Source organism: Cupriavidus plantarum, assembly GCF_905397285.1.
Taxonomy (GTDB): domain Bacteria; phylum Pseudomonadota; class Gammaproteobacteria; order Burkholderiales; family Burkholderiaceae; genus Cupriavidus; species Cupriavidus plantarum.
In genome coordinates, this window is record NZ_CAJPUX010000008.1 from 59,860 (window position 1) to 73,341 (window position 13,482).

12 protein-coding genes are annotated in these 13,482 nt (G+C 66.4%); 9 read left to right on the plus strand and 3 right to left on the minus strand.

The window, feature by feature from the left end; translation table 11 throughout:
- Positions 1 to 2: 2 nt before the first annotated feature.
- The 6 genes from KHP16_RS25025 to KHP16_RS25050 all read left to right on the plus strand — a co-directional run bounded on the left by KHP16_RS25025 (position 3) and on the right by KHP16_RS25050 (position 5,654).
- The gene (locus KHP16_RS25025; RefSeq protein ID WP_121492224.1) at positions 3 to 944 is read left to right on the plus strand and encodes an amidohydrolase family protein; all 942 of its coding nucleotides are present in this window, start codon (positions 3 to 5) and stop codon (positions 942 to 944) included.
- Positions 945 to 948: 4 nt separating this feature from the next.
- Positions 949 to 1,449 carry a TRAP transporter small permease gene (locus KHP16_RS25030; protein WP_109584909.1) on the plus strand — a complete coding sequence of 167 codons (501 nt, stop codon included), beginning with the start codon at positions 949 to 951 and terminating at the stop codon, positions 1,447 to 1,449.
- Positions 1,450 to 1,468: 19 nt separating this feature from the next.
- Positions 1,469 to 2,758 carry a TRAP transporter large permease gene (locus tag KHP16_RS25035; protein ID WP_109584908.1) on the plus strand — a complete coding sequence of 430 codons (1,290 nt, stop codon included), beginning with the start codon at positions 1,469 to 1,471 and terminating at the stop codon, positions 2,756 to 2,758.
- Positions 2,759 to 2,784: 26 nt separating this feature from the next.
- Positions 2,785 to 3,366, plus strand: a complete 582-nt coding sequence (locus tag KHP16_RS25040; protein ID WP_109584907.1) for a PPC domain-containing DNA-binding protein — start codon at positions 2,785 to 2,787, stop codon at positions 3,364 to 3,366.
- Positions 3,367 to 3,508: 142 nt separating this feature from the next.
- Positions 3,509 to 5,041 carry a catalase gene (locus KHP16_RS25045; RefSeq protein ID WP_115954124.1) on the plus strand — a complete coding sequence of 511 codons (1,533 nt, stop codon included), beginning with the start codon at positions 3,509 to 3,511 and terminating at the stop codon, positions 5,039 to 5,041.
- Positions 5,042 to 5,045: 4 nt separating this feature from the next.
- A complete protein-coding gene (locus KHP16_RS25050; protein ID WP_109584905.1) occupies positions 5,046 to 5,654 on the plus strand; it encodes an ankyrin repeat domain-containing protein in 609 nt (202 codons plus the stop codon).
- Positions 5,655 to 5,656: 2 nt separating this feature from the next.
- On the opposite strand, the gene KHP16_RS25055 is transcribed toward KHP16_RS25050, so the two are convergent.
- Complete coding sequence (locus KHP16_RS25055) at positions 5,657 to 6,112, minus strand: DUF3293 domain-containing protein (RefSeq protein ID WP_115954444.1); 456 nt, start codon at positions 6,110 to 6,112, stop codon at positions 5,657 to 5,659.
- Positions 6,113 to 6,355: 243 nt separating this feature from the next.
- On the opposite strand from KHP16_RS25055, the gene KHP16_RS25060 reads away from it, so the two are divergent.
- Entirely contained in the window at positions 6,356 to 7,021 is a 666-nt protein-coding gene (locus KHP16_RS25060; protein WP_211961361.1) for a hypothetical protein, read from the plus strand.
- 22 nt (positions 7,022 to 7,043) lie between these two features.
- Here the strand turns inward: KHP16_RS25060 and KHP16_RS25065 are convergent, their stop codons facing one another.
- Positions 7,044 to 8,012 carry a helix-turn-helix domain-containing protein gene (locus KHP16_RS25065; protein WP_167468480.1) on the minus strand — a complete coding sequence of 323 codons (969 nt, stop codon included), beginning with the start codon at positions 8,010 to 8,012 and terminating at the stop codon, positions 7,044 to 7,046.
- A 250-nt stretch (positions 8,013 to 8,262) separates the two neighbouring features.
- On the opposite strand from KHP16_RS25065, the gene KHP16_RS25070 reads away from it, so the two are divergent.
- Positions 8,263 to 9,012 carry a glucose 1-dehydrogenase gene (locus KHP16_RS25070; protein ID WP_179594093.1) on the plus strand — a complete coding sequence of 250 codons (750 nt, stop codon included), beginning with the start codon at positions 8,263 to 8,265 and terminating at the stop codon, positions 9,010 to 9,012.
- Positions 9,013 to 9,037: 25 nt separating this feature from the next.
- Here KHP16_RS25070 and KHP16_RS25075 read toward each other — a convergent pair whose 3' ends face one another.
- Positions 9,038 to 9,943 carry a LysR family transcriptional regulator gene (locus KHP16_RS25075; RefSeq protein WP_109584902.1) on the minus strand — a complete coding sequence of 302 codons (906 nt, stop codon included), beginning with the start codon at positions 9,941 to 9,943 and terminating at the stop codon, positions 9,038 to 9,040.
- A gap of 109 nt (positions 9,944 to 10,052) precedes the next feature.
- On the opposite strand from KHP16_RS25075, the gene KHP16_RS25080 reads away from it, so the two are divergent.
- Positions 10,053 to 13,463 (plus strand): molybdopterin-dependent oxidoreductase, encoded by a 3,411-nt coding sequence (locus KHP16_RS25080; RefSeq protein ID WP_211961362.1) that lies wholly within the window; start codon positions 10,053 to 10,055, stop codon positions 13,461 to 13,463.
- Positions 13,464 to 13,482 lie beyond the last annotated feature (19 nt).

Here is a 13,482-nt window from a genome sequence, read left to right on the forward strand (position 1 = left end):
CCATGACTACCTTGCCCACCGCCGTCGTCGACACGCACCACCACCTCTGGCGGCTCGACACCGGCCACTACCCCTGGCTGCAGGACCGCTATGACGCCGCCGCGTTCTTCCTCGGCGACTATGCCGCGCTCCGCCGCGATTACGACACCGACGACTACCTCACGGCCTGGCGCCGCGTGCCCGGCGCGAGGCTGGCCGCCACCGTCCACGTCGAGGCCGAGCGCGATCGCGCCGAATCGCTGGCGGAGACCGCATGGCTGCACGAGGTCCACCAGCACGCGGGCTTTCCCAATGCCGTGGTGGCGCATGCGGACTTCCTGTCTCCCACCCTGAGCGAGGATCTGCGCGCGCAATGCGACCACCCGCTCGTGCGCGGCGTGCGGTGCAAGCCACGCACGGCCGCCAGCCTCGAGGCCGCCGCGGCCCTGCGTGGACAGCCGGGGACGCTCCAGGACCGGCAATGGCGCGCGGGCCTGCGCGCGCTCGCCGAGCACGGTCTCATCTACGACCTGCGCGTCCCGTACTGGCACCTCGAAGACGCCGCCGAGGCCATCGCCGAAGCGCCCGATCTCGACGTCGTCGTCGAACACGCGGGTCTGCCATGGGATCGCACGCCGGAAGGGCTCGCACAGTGGCGTCGCGGGCTCGCCGCGCTGGCGAGCCTGCCGCGCGTCTCCATCAAGCTTTCCGAGTTCGGCCTGCCGCATACCGCCTGGCAACGCGAGAGCAATGTCGCCGTCATCCGCGACGTCCTGTCCCTCTTCGGCCCGCATCGCTGCATGTTCGCAAGCAACCTCCCCGTCTCCAGCCTGCGCGCGGGCCTGCCGGAGATCGTCGCCACCGTGGGCGCCGCGCTGGAAGGCCTCCCCAACGCCGATATCCGCGCGGTCTGGCACGACAACGCGATACGCATCTACCGCATCTCTGGCATCGAGCAGGAGTGACATCATGAATTCCCTATCCGTCCGCATCATCCGCGCGCTCATGGTCGCAATGATGACCGCGATGATCGTGCTCGTCTTCGGCAACGTCGTCTTGCGCTACGTCTTCAACTCCGGCATCGCGTTCTCGGAAGAGGCCTCCCGCTTCCTCTTCATGTGGCTGACGCTGATCGGCGCGCTGCTCGTGATGCACGACAAGGCCCACCTCGGCATGTCCACGGTAGTCTCGCATCTGGGCGAGAACGCGCAGCGCGCGTGCCGCCTGCTGGCGGATGCCGGCGCCCTCGCCTGTTGCCTGCTGCTGGCGCATGGTGCGTGGCAACTGGTCGAGATCGGCATGGACGACCGCGCGCCCGTCACGGGCGTGCCGCTCGGCATCGTCTATGCCTCGCTGCTGATCTGCAGTGTTGGCATGGCCGCGATGCTGCTGCACTCGCTATGGCGCCTCATCAGCGGGCGCATGGCGCAACATGAACTGGTGCCGCAGTCCGGCACCAGCGGCGAATGACCGGCGCGGAGGCTGCACCATGACCATCTTCGTTTTCGTCGGCTCCCTGCTCGGCGCCATGTCGCTGGGCATGCCAATCGCCTTCGCGCTGCTGGCATCGGGCGTCGCCCTGATGCTGCATCTCGGCAACTTCGACACGCAGATCCTCGCGCAGAACATGCTCGAGGGCGTCAACAACTATCCCCTCATGGCCGTGCCGTTCTTCATGCTTGCGGGCGAGCTGATGAACGCCGGCGGCTTGTCCCAGCGCATCGTGCGCGTGGCCGATGCGGCGGTGGGCCACGTACGGGGCGGCCTCGGCTACGTGGCGATCATCGCGGCCACGGTCGTCGCCAGCATCTCGGGCTCGGCGGTCGCGGATACGGCCGCCGTTGCCGCGCTCCTGATTCCGATGATGCGCAAGGCCGGCTACAACGTGCCGCGCGCGGCCGGCCTGATCGCGGCCGGTGGGATCATCGCGCCGGTCATCCCGCCGTCGATCGCCATCGTCGTGTTCGGCGTGGTCGCGCAGATTTCCATCACCAAGCTCTTCCTCGCCGGTATCGCGCCGGGCGCGATGATGGCCTTCACCCTCGCGGCGACGTGGTACTTCTGCGCGCGCAAGGAGATGCGAAGCGGCAAGCTGGCCGAGGTGCAGCCGTTCTCGTTGCGCCGGCTACTGCAAACGCTGCGCGAAGGCGTATGGGCACTGGTATTGCCGGTCGTGATCATCGGCGGCATGAAAATCGGCGCGTTCACGCCGACGGAGGCGGCAGTCGTCGCCGTCGTGTACGCGATGGCCATCGGGCGATTCGTCTACGGCGAACTCAAGCTGCGCGACCTGCCGTCGCTGATCGTCACCGCGTCCAAGACATCCAGCACCGTGCTGTTCCTCGTGGCTTGCGCGCTGGTCTCCGCGTGGCTCATCACCATCGCGAACATCCCGGCGCAGGTCACCACGCTGCTCGACCCGTTCATCGACAACAAGATCCTGCTGATGTTCGTCATCATGGTGCTGGTCATCATCGTCGGCACCGCGCTCGACCTGATGCCGACCATCCTGATCATGACGCCGATCCTCATGCCGGTGATCACCAAGGCAGGCATCGATCCCGTCTACTTCGGCGTGATGTTCGTGCTCAACAACGCCATCGGGCTGCTCACGCCACCGGTCGGCACGGTACTCAACGTCGTGGCGGGAACGTCGCGCTGCAGCCTCGACAGCGTGATCGGCGGCGTCTGGCCGTTCCTGCTCAGCCTGACCGCGCTGATGTTCCTGTTCGTGCTGTTCCCTCAACTGATCCTCGTGCCGGCCAGCTGGCTGCGCTGATACCCATAACGATCCGGAGACTCGCCATGACGAAATACCTGCCCGCCCTCGCGGCATCGGCCATCGCGCTCGCCGCGCTGGCGATCGTGACACCCGCACGCGCGGACACGCGCACCCCCGCATGCAAGGCCGCGCACGACGCGCGCCCCGACAACCGCAACTACCCGCGCGATGCCGTGCCGCGCTACATCAAGACGCCGACGGGCTACCTGATCGTCCTTCGCATGGGCGACAACGTGTTCGAGCAGCTCGAGTCGTTTGCGATCTGCGAGAACATCCCGGCCGCCAGCCTTTCCGCGATCGGCTTCGCCAACGTGACATTCGGCTTCTGGGATGCCGGCAAGCAGGACTTCAATCCGAAGACTTATCGGAACGTGGAAATGGCGAGCATCGTCGGCAGCCTCGCCTGGAAGAACGGCAAGCCGTCGATCCACGCGCACGGCGTCGCCGGCGATTCGCAGTTCGACACGTACGGCGGCCACATCCTGTCGATGGAGGTCGGCACGGGCTCGCTCGAAGTCACGGTGACACTGATCCCGGAAAAACTCGAGCGCGCGGTCGACCCGCGCATTGGCGCGAATGTGTTGCAATTGTCGAGTTCGCACTGAAGCGGCTCATCGATCGCGCGCCGCCTATCGCGCTGATTGGAAATCGGTATTGGAGTGAATCCCCGATGCGGGGCTACATTGCCCATGCTCCGTCGCACGACGCTGCATTCTCAATGTCGAGTCCCCATCGAACGGAAACTCCATGCACAACCCAAAAAAAACATCACTGCGTGCCGCACTCTCCCTCGCGCTTGCCGCATCCATTCCCCTCGCACATGCGCAACTGACGCGCGATAACGGCTCGCCGGTCGGCGACAACCAGAATTCGCAGACCGCAGGCCCCAATGGCCCCGTCCTGCTGCAGGACTCCCATCTGATCGAGAAACTGCAGCGCTTCGACCGAGAGCGGATTCCGGAGCGCGTGGTCCACGCGCGTGGCACGGGCGCGTTCGGCGAGTTCGTCCCGACGGCCGACATCAGCGATCTTTCCGTTGCGCAGGTCTTCACGCCCGGCACCAGGACGCCTGTGTTCGTGCGGTTTTCCACGGTGATGGGCTATCGCGGCTCCCCCGAACAGGCGCGCGATCCGCGCGGTTTCGCGATCAAGTTCTACACGCAGCAGGGCAACTGGGACATGGTCGGCATCAACTGGCCGATTTTCTTCATCCGCGACGCGATCAAGTTTCCGGACTTCGTGCACGCCAACAAGCCAAGCGCCGTCACGGGCGTGCAGGACGCCGATCTGGCTTTCGACTTCTTTGCGCACACGCCCGAAGCCACGAACATGCTGACGCACCTGTACAGCACCGCCGGCATGCCGGACTCGTATCGCAAGATGGACGGTTTTGGCGTCCATGCGTTCAAGCTGGTCAATGCGCGCGGCGAAGTGCACTACGTCAAGTTTCACTGGAAGAGCCAGCAAGGCATCCACGGCCTGCGTCCCAACGAGATTGCCGCGTCCATCGGCAAGGACTGGAACGTGACGACCAACGACCTGTACGGCGCGATCGGCAAGGGCGACTTCCCGAAATGGGATCTGTACATCCAGGTGCTCAAGCCGTCGGAACTGCAGCAGTTCGACTTCGATGCGCTGGATGACACCAAGGAATGGGTAGGCGTGCCGGAGCGCAAGGTCGGCACGATGGTGCTGAACCGCGTGCCCGACAATTACTTCGAGAGCACCGAAGAGTCAGCTTTCGCGCCGTCGCGCCTCGTGCCGGGCATCGAGCTGTCCGAGGACCGCATGCTGCAGGGCCGCGGCTTCTCGTATGCGGATACGCAGATGTACCGCCTCGGCGCGAACTTCAATTCGCTGCCCATCAACAAGCCGCTCGTTCCGGTGCGCAACAACAATCAGGACGGCGCGATGAACGCCAGCGGGCGCACCGGCGAAGTCAACTACGAGCCGTCGGGTATCGCGGAAATCGGTCAGGACGCCAAGTACAAGTATTCGAACCTGCCGCTGTCGGGCACCACGCAGCAACGCGCGATCGACAAGAAGCAGCCGTTCAGGCAAGCGGGCGTGTACTTCCGCTCGTTGTCGGAGCAGGACAAGGCTGACCTCGTCACCGCGCTGTCGGCGGATCTGCGTCACGTTCGCAACCAGGCCAATCTCTACACCATGCTGTCGTACTTCAACAAGGCGGATAGCGGCTTTGGCACGCGGCTCGTGAAGGCGCTCGATGCCGATGGCGCGAAGGTCAAGGCGCTGTCGGACAAGCTCACGGACGATTGACGCCATGCGCGCGCAGACACGGCAAATACTCACGGCCGCCGCGCTCTGCGCGTCGGTGTGGCTCGGCGGGTGCGCGGCGTCCAAACCCGTCGAAGCCCCGCCGCTCGTCCCCGGCGAACGCGTCAGCGCGAGCCAGTTCGACGGTTACTGGTTCGACGCCGCGCGCCAGGGGCGATGGGACGTGCTGGACAGCCTGCTGCAGGCCGGTTACCCGATCGACCGCGCCAATGCGCGCGGCTTCACGGCCATCATCCTCGCGGCCTACAACGGGCACCCCGACACCGTGCGGAAGCTGATGCAGGCCGGCGCGGACGCCTGCCTGGGCGACCGCAGCGGCAATACGGCGCTGATGGGCGCACTGTTCAAGGGTGAGATGGACACGGCAAAGGTGTTGCTCGATGCGCGCTGCGATCCCAATCAGGAGAACAACAGCGGGGAGACCGCGCTGACGTTCGCCACGCTCTTCGGCCGCTATACGATCATGCCGTCGCTGATCGCGCATGGCGCCGATCCGAACCACGAGAGCGCGCGCGGCAATACGCCGATGCGCACAGCGCAGACACAGGGCAACACGCAGGCGGAAGCCGTGCTCAAGCGCCTCGGCGCGGATTGACGCTACCGCAGCAATATCAGCCGCGGCACGGCATCCTCGCCACTCCACACGACCGCGTTCTGACCGAAGCGCGCGCCTAGCACGCGCGCTTCGTCCAGCGGCAGCCCCAATACCAGATAGCTCTCTTCCCCGGGCCACCCGTTGTTGGGATGCTGCCCCACTCCGGGCACCGCAACCAGCCCGCGCCGCGCCAGCGCCTGAGCCAGTTCCAGCTGACGCGCCGCGTTGCGCGCGGGCGCCAGCGACTCGCTATACGGATTCCACGCCGTCACGAACGCGCTGCATGCCACGCCATGTTGACGATGCAAGGCCTCCAGCGCCGCAGACCGCGCGCCCACCTTCAGCACGCACGGCGTGTCGCCACCGACGCGGTACTCGGTTTCGAGATACGCATCGATGACGTCGCGCGGGATCCGCGACGGGGTGCTGTGAAGAATGCTGTGAAATTCCGATGACATGCTGGCCTCCATGCGGACCCAGCGTGGCATGTCCGCGGAGTTCGCGTCAAGCGGTACGGGACGGCACGCCATCATGCGTTTTTCCGCATCGCCACAATTTTTTGCAAAGACCGCCATCAGGTTCCGCGACGCCGCGCCGTTAGGAAGTGGGTCCCAGGCGCCCGGGAAACGCATGGGCCGCACGCGATGCGCCGGCTACCGGGTGCCGCGCCATGGGACATCCCTCCCCCTTTGCAAACGTTCATGAAGCAGGCTCACTTTCTGTCCGCCACAGCCGCCATCACCCTTGCCATGGCGCTGGGCTCCCCCGGGGCGCATGCGCACGAGATCTACGCCGGCATCGGCACGGAAGGCGTTGGCGCGGGCTTCGCCTACGCACTCGACGATCGCTTCAACGCGCGCGCGGAGATCAACGGCTTTGCGTTGAGCCGCAGCTTCACGGCGGGCGACCTTTCGTACGACGCACGCGCTACGCTGCTGCACGGCGGCCTGTATGCGGACTGGTTTCCGGCGCCGCAAACCGCGCCGTTCCGCTTCGTCATCGGCGCACTGATCGGCGACGATCATGTCAATGCCACGGCCACGAGCACCAATGGCACGTACAACATCAACGGCGTGGTGGTGGCCGCCAACGGTGAAACCGTCACCGCGCGCGCCCGCTACCCGACGGTGCGCCCATACCTGGGTATCGGCTTCGGCCACACCCCGAATGGCAAGCCGGGCTTCGGCATGTACTTCGATGCGGGCGTGACCTACGGCCGTCCGCGCGTCTCGCTCAACGTGCCCGACTCCATCGCGGCGCAGGTGGGCCAGGCGAACATCGATGCGGAACGCCAGGAACTGCAAGACAAGGCGAACCGCCTGCGCTTTTACCCGATCGTCAAGATCGGCGTGACCTACCGGTTCTGAGCGGCGCGCATATCAGCGCATATCAGGACGCCGTGACGGCGCTGTTGCGCCATACCAGCGGCGGCCGGCCGACAAAGCGCTTGAACACCGTGGTGAAGTGCGCCTGCGAGCGGAAGCCGCAGTGCATGGCCACGTCGAGCACCGAGCACTGCTCGCGGCGCAGGATCTCCTGCGCCAGCTCCACGCGCCGGCGCTGGACGAACTCCTGCGGCCGCACCCCAGTCGCGCGCCGGAACTGCGCGGCGAAGTACATGCGCGTGAGCCCCACGCTGCGCGCGATCTCCTCGAGCGTCAGCGGCCGCGACAGATGCGCGTCGATGAACTCGATTGCCCGACGCAACCGCCACTGCGGCAGTGGCGACAGCTGCCGCGATGGCGATGACGATGGCGATGGCGATGGCGATTTCCCCGACATGATGCGCGCCATGATCGACTGCGAGAAATGCTGCGCCACCAGGCGCGCAACAATCGCAGTGGTAACGCTTTCGCAGAACATGTGGCTGACGGTCGCATCGTTCGCATGCGCGAGCGCGAGGGCCTGCGCGAGCCGTTCGACGGTCGGGTCCGCGAACGCGCGCGGGTCGTCGAGTACGATGGGCCCGTCGTGCGGCTGGCCAAAACGCGCCTCATAGCACTTGGCCAGCACACCCTGTGGCACGAACAGATGCAGCACGTCGTAGGCCGTGTGGAAGGTCGCGCTTACGGGCGTGCCCGGCGCGGTGATCTGGATCATGCCGGCGGGCACGCGGCCGTCGCACACGACCTGCCCATTCGACACGAACCGCACGCTGGCGCCGCGCAGCGTCAGCGCCACGCAATGCAGGCCGTCATGCCCGGCATGGGAGACATCCACCGCCTCCGTCACCGCGGCATCGGTCCAGCGCGCCACAAGCACCCGGGAGAGGCCGCCCGTTGCGCCACGCACGTCACGCCATTCCCCCGCCCGGAAGACCGCGCCTTCGCGCGGCGCATCGATGTTGAAAGCAGTCATGTTGTGGTATCCCCCTGGTCGCACACGCCGGTCATGCCGGCACAACGATTGCAAAGGTAACCACCCCGCCGCGACCGCACCATTCTGCCTTGGTTCGCGGAACTCATGCCTTGGCGTGCCGCACTCATACCTCGGCACAAGATGCCCCACGGCGCGTTTCATACACGAAATCCGCGCTGCGAATACGAAAGCCGAGGCGCCGCGCTGCTCATAGCCTGAACGCACCTTACCTGCCCATAAAGGTGTGAACATGGCCTCGTCCAGACTGGAAGGCGCCTATGTGCGCGGATTTCCGCAACAGACCGCCATCGTCACGGGCGCCGCGCGCGGCATCGGTGCCGCGATGGCGCGCAAGCTCGCGGCGCAAGGCCTCAGCGTCGTCGTGAATCATCCCATCGACGATGACGCGGCCCAGCGCGTCGTCGCCGCCATCCGCGACGGCGGCGGGCGCGCGATTGCCGTGCGCGCGGACGTCTCCCATCGCGACGCGTTCGAGCATCTGTTCGACGAAGCCACCGCGGCATTCGGCGGCGTCGACGTGCTGGTGAACAACGCCGGCCTGGCGAGCAACATGCCGATCGGCCGCATCGACGAACTGACCTTCGACCGCATGTTCGCCATCAACGTGCGCGGCGTCCTCAACGGCCTCAAGCTGGCCGCCGAACGCATGCGCGACAATGGCCGCATCGTCAACATCTCGACCAGCGTCGCGGGGATGTCGCCGGCAGGCTACGGCTCATACTGCGCGTCCAAAGCCGCCGTGGAAGCCCTCACCCGCAGCCTCTCGAAAGAGCTTGGCCCGCGCGGCATCCGGGTCAACGCGGTGGCCCCCGGTCCTACCGGCGACGGGTTGCTCACTCACATGAGCGACCTGACCACGCCTCTCGGGCGCATCGCCGAACTGGAAGACATCGCAGAGGTAGTCGCCTTCCTGGTCAGCGACAGCGCTGGGTGGATCAACGGCCAGTCCGTCCGCGTGAACGGCGGCATACTCTCTTGACGCGGCCTGGCGCGCCATGGCCGGTCTATACGACATCCCGCAGCGCCAGCCCCAGAAAGTCCCGCAGCATACGCACCGTATCGCTCGCCTCGGCGCCGAGCTTCCACACCACGCCGACGTCCATCGACGGCACCCGGTCGGCCAGGGCGCGGCGGACGATGCGCTGGCCTTCGAGCGACCAGGGACGATAGACGAGGTCCGAGAGGATCGCCACGCCGCGCCCCGAGGCGACGAGGCTGCGGACGGCCTCGATCGAGCAGCTCTGGTACCGGATGGCGGGCGCGAGTCCATACTGCCCCCAATACTTGATCACCGTCGAGATATGCTCGTCCATGTCGAGCAGGATGTAGTCGTGCCGCGCCACGTCGGCAAGATGGATCTCCGCGCGCTGCATCAGCGGATGGTCGGGATGTCCCCATAACTGCCGGGGCGAGCGCAGCAGCGTCTCGCACCCGATATGGTCCATTGCCGGCAGATTCGACACGAGCAGCAGCGCGATGTCGATTTCCCCCGCGTGAATCCCCCGCTCGACATCGTCCCGCTCGCGCTCCACGATCTGCAATTCGAGCCGCGGAAATTTCTGCTCCACCGCCTGCAGCAGCCGCGGTAACACATAAGCGGTGATGGTCTCCGTCACGCCCACACGCACCACGCCCGCCAGCGGCATCGGCCGCACGCTTGCGGCCGTCACCGCCTCCTGCACCGACTGCTCGATCTGCTGCGCATGCCGGAGTAACCGGATACCGGCCTCGGTAAGGCGTACGCCCGACGCATGGCGCGTAAACAAGGCCGCCCCCACGATCTCCTCGAGCCCCTTCAGCGACGCGGTCATCGACGATTGCGAGACATGGCACCGAAGTGCCGCGCGGGAGACCTGCCCGGTCTCGGCGATCGCCACAAAGTACTGGAGTTGCTTGAGGGTGGGGAGCATCGAAAAAACCGATATTACGATTTCAGAACTATGAATTAGAAATACCTGCCCATGCTAGCTAGCATCGAACCCGCAGACAAGTCAGCAAGACGTGGAGGAAAGGTCCGGAATGGCAGTCGAAAAAAAGGGGTTCTGCACACTGTGCCGCTCCCGATGCGGGACGATCAACGTGGTCGACGGCGACACCCTCGTCGAGGTACGCCCCGATCCCACGCATCCCACCGGCCGCGCGATGTGCCTCAAAGGCAAATCCGCGCCCGAACTCGTCCACAGCGCCGACCGCGTCCTCCACCCCATGCGCCGGACGCGCCCCAAGGGCGCCGCCGACGCGGGCTGGGAACGCATTTCGTGGGAAGACGCGTTGACCGAGGTCGCCACGCGCCTCGCAGCTGTCCGCGAACGCGGGAACCCGGAGTCGGTGGCGTTCGCGGTCACGACGCCCAGCGGCACGCCCCTGACCGACAGCATCGACTGGATCGAACGTTTCGTCCGCGGCTACGGCAGTCCCAACATCATCTATGCCACCGAAATCTGCAACTGGCACAAGGACTTCGCGCATGTCTTCACATTCGGCTGCGGCATTCCCACGGCCGACTACACCAAGGCGGAACTGATCCTGCTGTGGGGTCACAACCCCACCAACACATGGCTGGCCCAGGCGGAAGCCATCGGCACGGGCCGCGCGGCCGGCGCGCGCATGATCGTCGTGGACCCGCGCCGCACGGCGCTGGCGGGGCAAGCCGACCAATGGCTCCGCGTGAAGCCCGGCACCGATGCCGCGCTCGCGATGGCCATTGCCAACCTGCTGATCGAGGCCAACGCATTCGACGCCGAATTCGTGCGCCGCTGGAGCAACGGTCCCCTGCTCGTGCGCGGCGATAACGGCCACTTCGTGCGCGGCCGCGATGTCGGCTTCGCGGGCGGCGATGCCGATGCCTTCGTCGCATGGGACGCCGTGGCGGGCGAGCCCGTCGTGCATCCGCGCAACGAGGGTCTGGAACGTATCGCACTGCGCGGCACGTTCGCATTGCACCTCGAAGACGCCGGCACAGAGGTCTTGTGTGAACCCGCCTTCGAACGCTATGCCCGGGCCTGCGCGCAGTATCCCGTCGACGTGGCCGCAAGCCTCACGTGGATCCCCGAAGGGGACATCCGCCACGCCGCGAGCCTGATCGGTTCGGCGATCGGTGCCGATAAACGCATCGCCTATCACGCATGGTCCGGCGTCGGCCAGCACGAAAACGCCACGCAGACCGAACGCGCGATCGCGTGCCTGTACGCGCTGACGGGCAGCTTCGACGTCGACGGCGGCAACCGCATCCACCGCAAGCCACCGCACCAGCCCGTCAACGGCCTCGATCTCCTGACCGAAGCGCAACACGCCAAGGCCCTCGGCATCGCGGAACGTCCCCTTGGGCCCGCCGCCAACGGATGGGTCACGGGGCGCGACTTCTATCACGCCGTACTGGATGCAAAGCCCTATCGCGTGGACACGCTCGTCGCGTTCGGGACCAACCTGCTCATGTCGCAGCCCGACGTCGAACTGGGCGACCGCGCGCTGCGCGCGCTGGACTTCCACGTGCACTGCGACCTGTTCATGACGCCGAGCGCGCAATACGCGGACATTTTCCTGCCCATCAATACACCGTGGGAGCGCGAAGGCCTGCGCATCGGCTTCGAGATCACCGCCGAAGCCGACCAGTTGATCCAGCTGCGGCAGCGCATGGTGCCACCGCGCGGCGAGTCGCGCGCGGACAACGATATCGTGTTCGACCTCGCCACGCGCATCGGCATGGGCGATCTGTTCTTCGACGGCAGCCTCGAACGCGGATGGAACCATATGCTGGCCCCATCCGGCGTCGATGTCGCGGCATTGCGCGGGCATCCTGAAGGGATCCGCATCCCGACGACGTCGGCGGAGCGCAAATACCGCACGCAACCGAAGCCGTTCGCCACGCCAACCGGACTCGTCGAACTGTATTCGGAACGCCTGCTCGCGCATGGCTATGCGCCGCTTCCCGCCTACGAAGTCCACCGCACAGACGACGACGTGGACTTCCCCCTTGTCATGACGTCGGCAAAGAGCGGCTACTACTGTCACAGCCAGCACCGCGGCAATGCCTCCCTGCGCCGCCGCGCCATGCGCCCCTCGATCGACTTGTCCGGGGAGCTCGCGCGATCCCTCGGCGTCGAGCCCGGCGATCTCGTACGCGTGACGACGCCGGGCGGCATGGCCACCTTCATCGCCCGCATCGACCCCGCCTTGCATCCCGCCGTGGTCGTCGGCGAATATGGCTGGTGGCAGGCCTGCGACGCACTGGGCCAGCCCGGCTATGACACGCTCGGCGGCCGCCACAGCAACTACAACGCACTCGTCGGCGGCGAACGTCAGGATCCCGTCAGCGGCTCCACGCCGCTGCGCGCCTATTGCTGCCGCGTGGAAATCGATCCCGCCTTCGATCGCCGCCGCGCTTGGGAAGGCTTCCGTCCGTTCCGCGTGGCCGCGCTGGCGAAGGAAGCCAGCGACGTCACCACGGTACGCATGGAAGCCCTCGACGGCGGGCTGCTCCCCGATTTCTCGCCGGGTCAGCACATCACGATTCGCCTGCGCACCCGCGCAGGTACCGATGTCATCCGCTCCTACTCGCTGACGGGGCCCGCCGCGGTCGGCAACCGCCGGCACTACAGCATCTCCGTGCGCCGCGCGTCCGGCGTGACCGCCGACGGCATGCGCGTCGACGGCATCGCCTCCACGCATATCAACGGCACGCTCGCCATCGGCGATGTCGTGGATCTGCGCGCGCCGTCGGGCACGTTCGTCATGCCGCGCCAGACCGGCCGTCCGCTGATCCTCGTGGCCGGCGGCATCGGCATCACGCCGTTCATGAACCTGCTCGAATCGCTCGTTGGGGAGGCCGCCTCCCCGCGCATCGTGCTGCTCTATGCCAACCGTCATCGCGCGACGCATGCCTTCCGCGAGAGACTGCAAAACCTGCGGGTGGCGCTCCCCTCGCTATCGGTGATCGACTACTACGAGCAGCCCGGCGCCGACGATATCCCCGGCAAGGACTACGACGTGCACGGCCGCATCTCCCCCGCGCATATCGACGACGCACTGCTCGCACTGCGTCCGCTGATCTACATGTGCGGCCCGCCGGCGATGATGGATGCGTTTGCGCAAGGCATGATCGCACGCGGTGTGCCACGCTTCGACATCCTGCGCGAGGTGTTCCGCTCTCCGGTCACGGTCCAGTTGTCCGCGGGTCAGCAATATCGCGTGCAATTCGCGCGCGCCGATCGCGCGCTCGAATGGAAGTCCGAAGACGGCTCGCTGCTCGCCTTCTCCGAACGCCACGGTGTGCATCTGCCGAGCGGCTGCCGCGTCGGACAGTGCGAGAGCTGCGCCGTGAAGATCCTGCACGGCAGCGTCCGGCACTTGCACGGACAAGAGCCTGACGATGCCGACACTTGCCTCGCTTGCCAGGCGATCCCGACCAGCGACGTGGTCCTCGACGCCTGACCCGTCTATTTCCATTCCT

Excerpts from the sequence above, each read along its gene's own strand:
- KHP16_RS25025 (WP_121492224.1), top strand. The coding sequence starts at position 3 with ATGACTACCTTGCCCACCGCCGTCGTCGACACGCACCACCACCTCTGG.
- KHP16_RS25030 (WP_109584909.1), top strand. The coding sequence starts at position 949 with ATGAATTCCCTATCCGTCCGCATCATCCGCGCGCTCATGGTCGCAATG.
- KHP16_RS25035 (WP_109584908.1), top strand. The coding sequence starts at position 1,469 with ATGACCATCTTCGTTTTCGTCGGCTCCCTGCTCGGCGCCATGTCGCTG.
- KHP16_RS25040 (WP_109584907.1), top strand. The coding sequence starts at position 2,785 with ATGACGAAATACCTGCCCGCCCTCGCGGCATCGGCCATCGCGCTCGCC.
- KHP16_RS25045 (WP_115954124.1), top strand. The coding sequence starts at position 3,509 with ATGCACAACCCAAAAAAAACATCACTGCGTGCCGCACTCTCCCTCGCG.
- KHP16_RS25050 (WP_109584905.1), top strand. The coding sequence starts at position 5,046 with ATGCGCGCGCAGACACGGCAAATACTCACGGCCGCCGCGCTCTGCGCG.
- KHP16_RS25055 (WP_115954444.1), bottom strand. The coding sequence starts at position 6,112 with ATGTCATCGGAATTTCACAGCATTCTTCACAGCACCCCGTCGCGGATC.
- KHP16_RS25060 (WP_211961361.1), top strand. The coding sequence starts at position 6,356 with ATGAAGCAGGCTCACTTTCTGTCCGCCACAGCCGCCATCACCCTTGCC.
- KHP16_RS25065 (WP_167468480.1), bottom strand. The coding sequence starts at position 8,012 with ATGACTGCTTTCAACATCGATGCGCCGCGCGAAGGCGCGGTCTTCCGG.
- KHP16_RS25070 (WP_179594093.1), top strand. The coding sequence starts at position 8,263 with ATGGCCTCGTCCAGACTGGAAGGCGCCTATGTGCGCGGATTTCCGCAA.
- KHP16_RS25075 (WP_109584902.1), bottom strand. The coding sequence starts at position 9,943 with ATGCTCCCCACCCTCAAGCAACTCCAGTACTTTGTGGCGATCGCCGAG.
- KHP16_RS25080 (WP_211961362.1), top strand. The coding sequence starts at position 10,053 with ATGGCAGTCGAAAAAAAGGGGTTCTGCACACTGTGCCGCTCCCGATGC.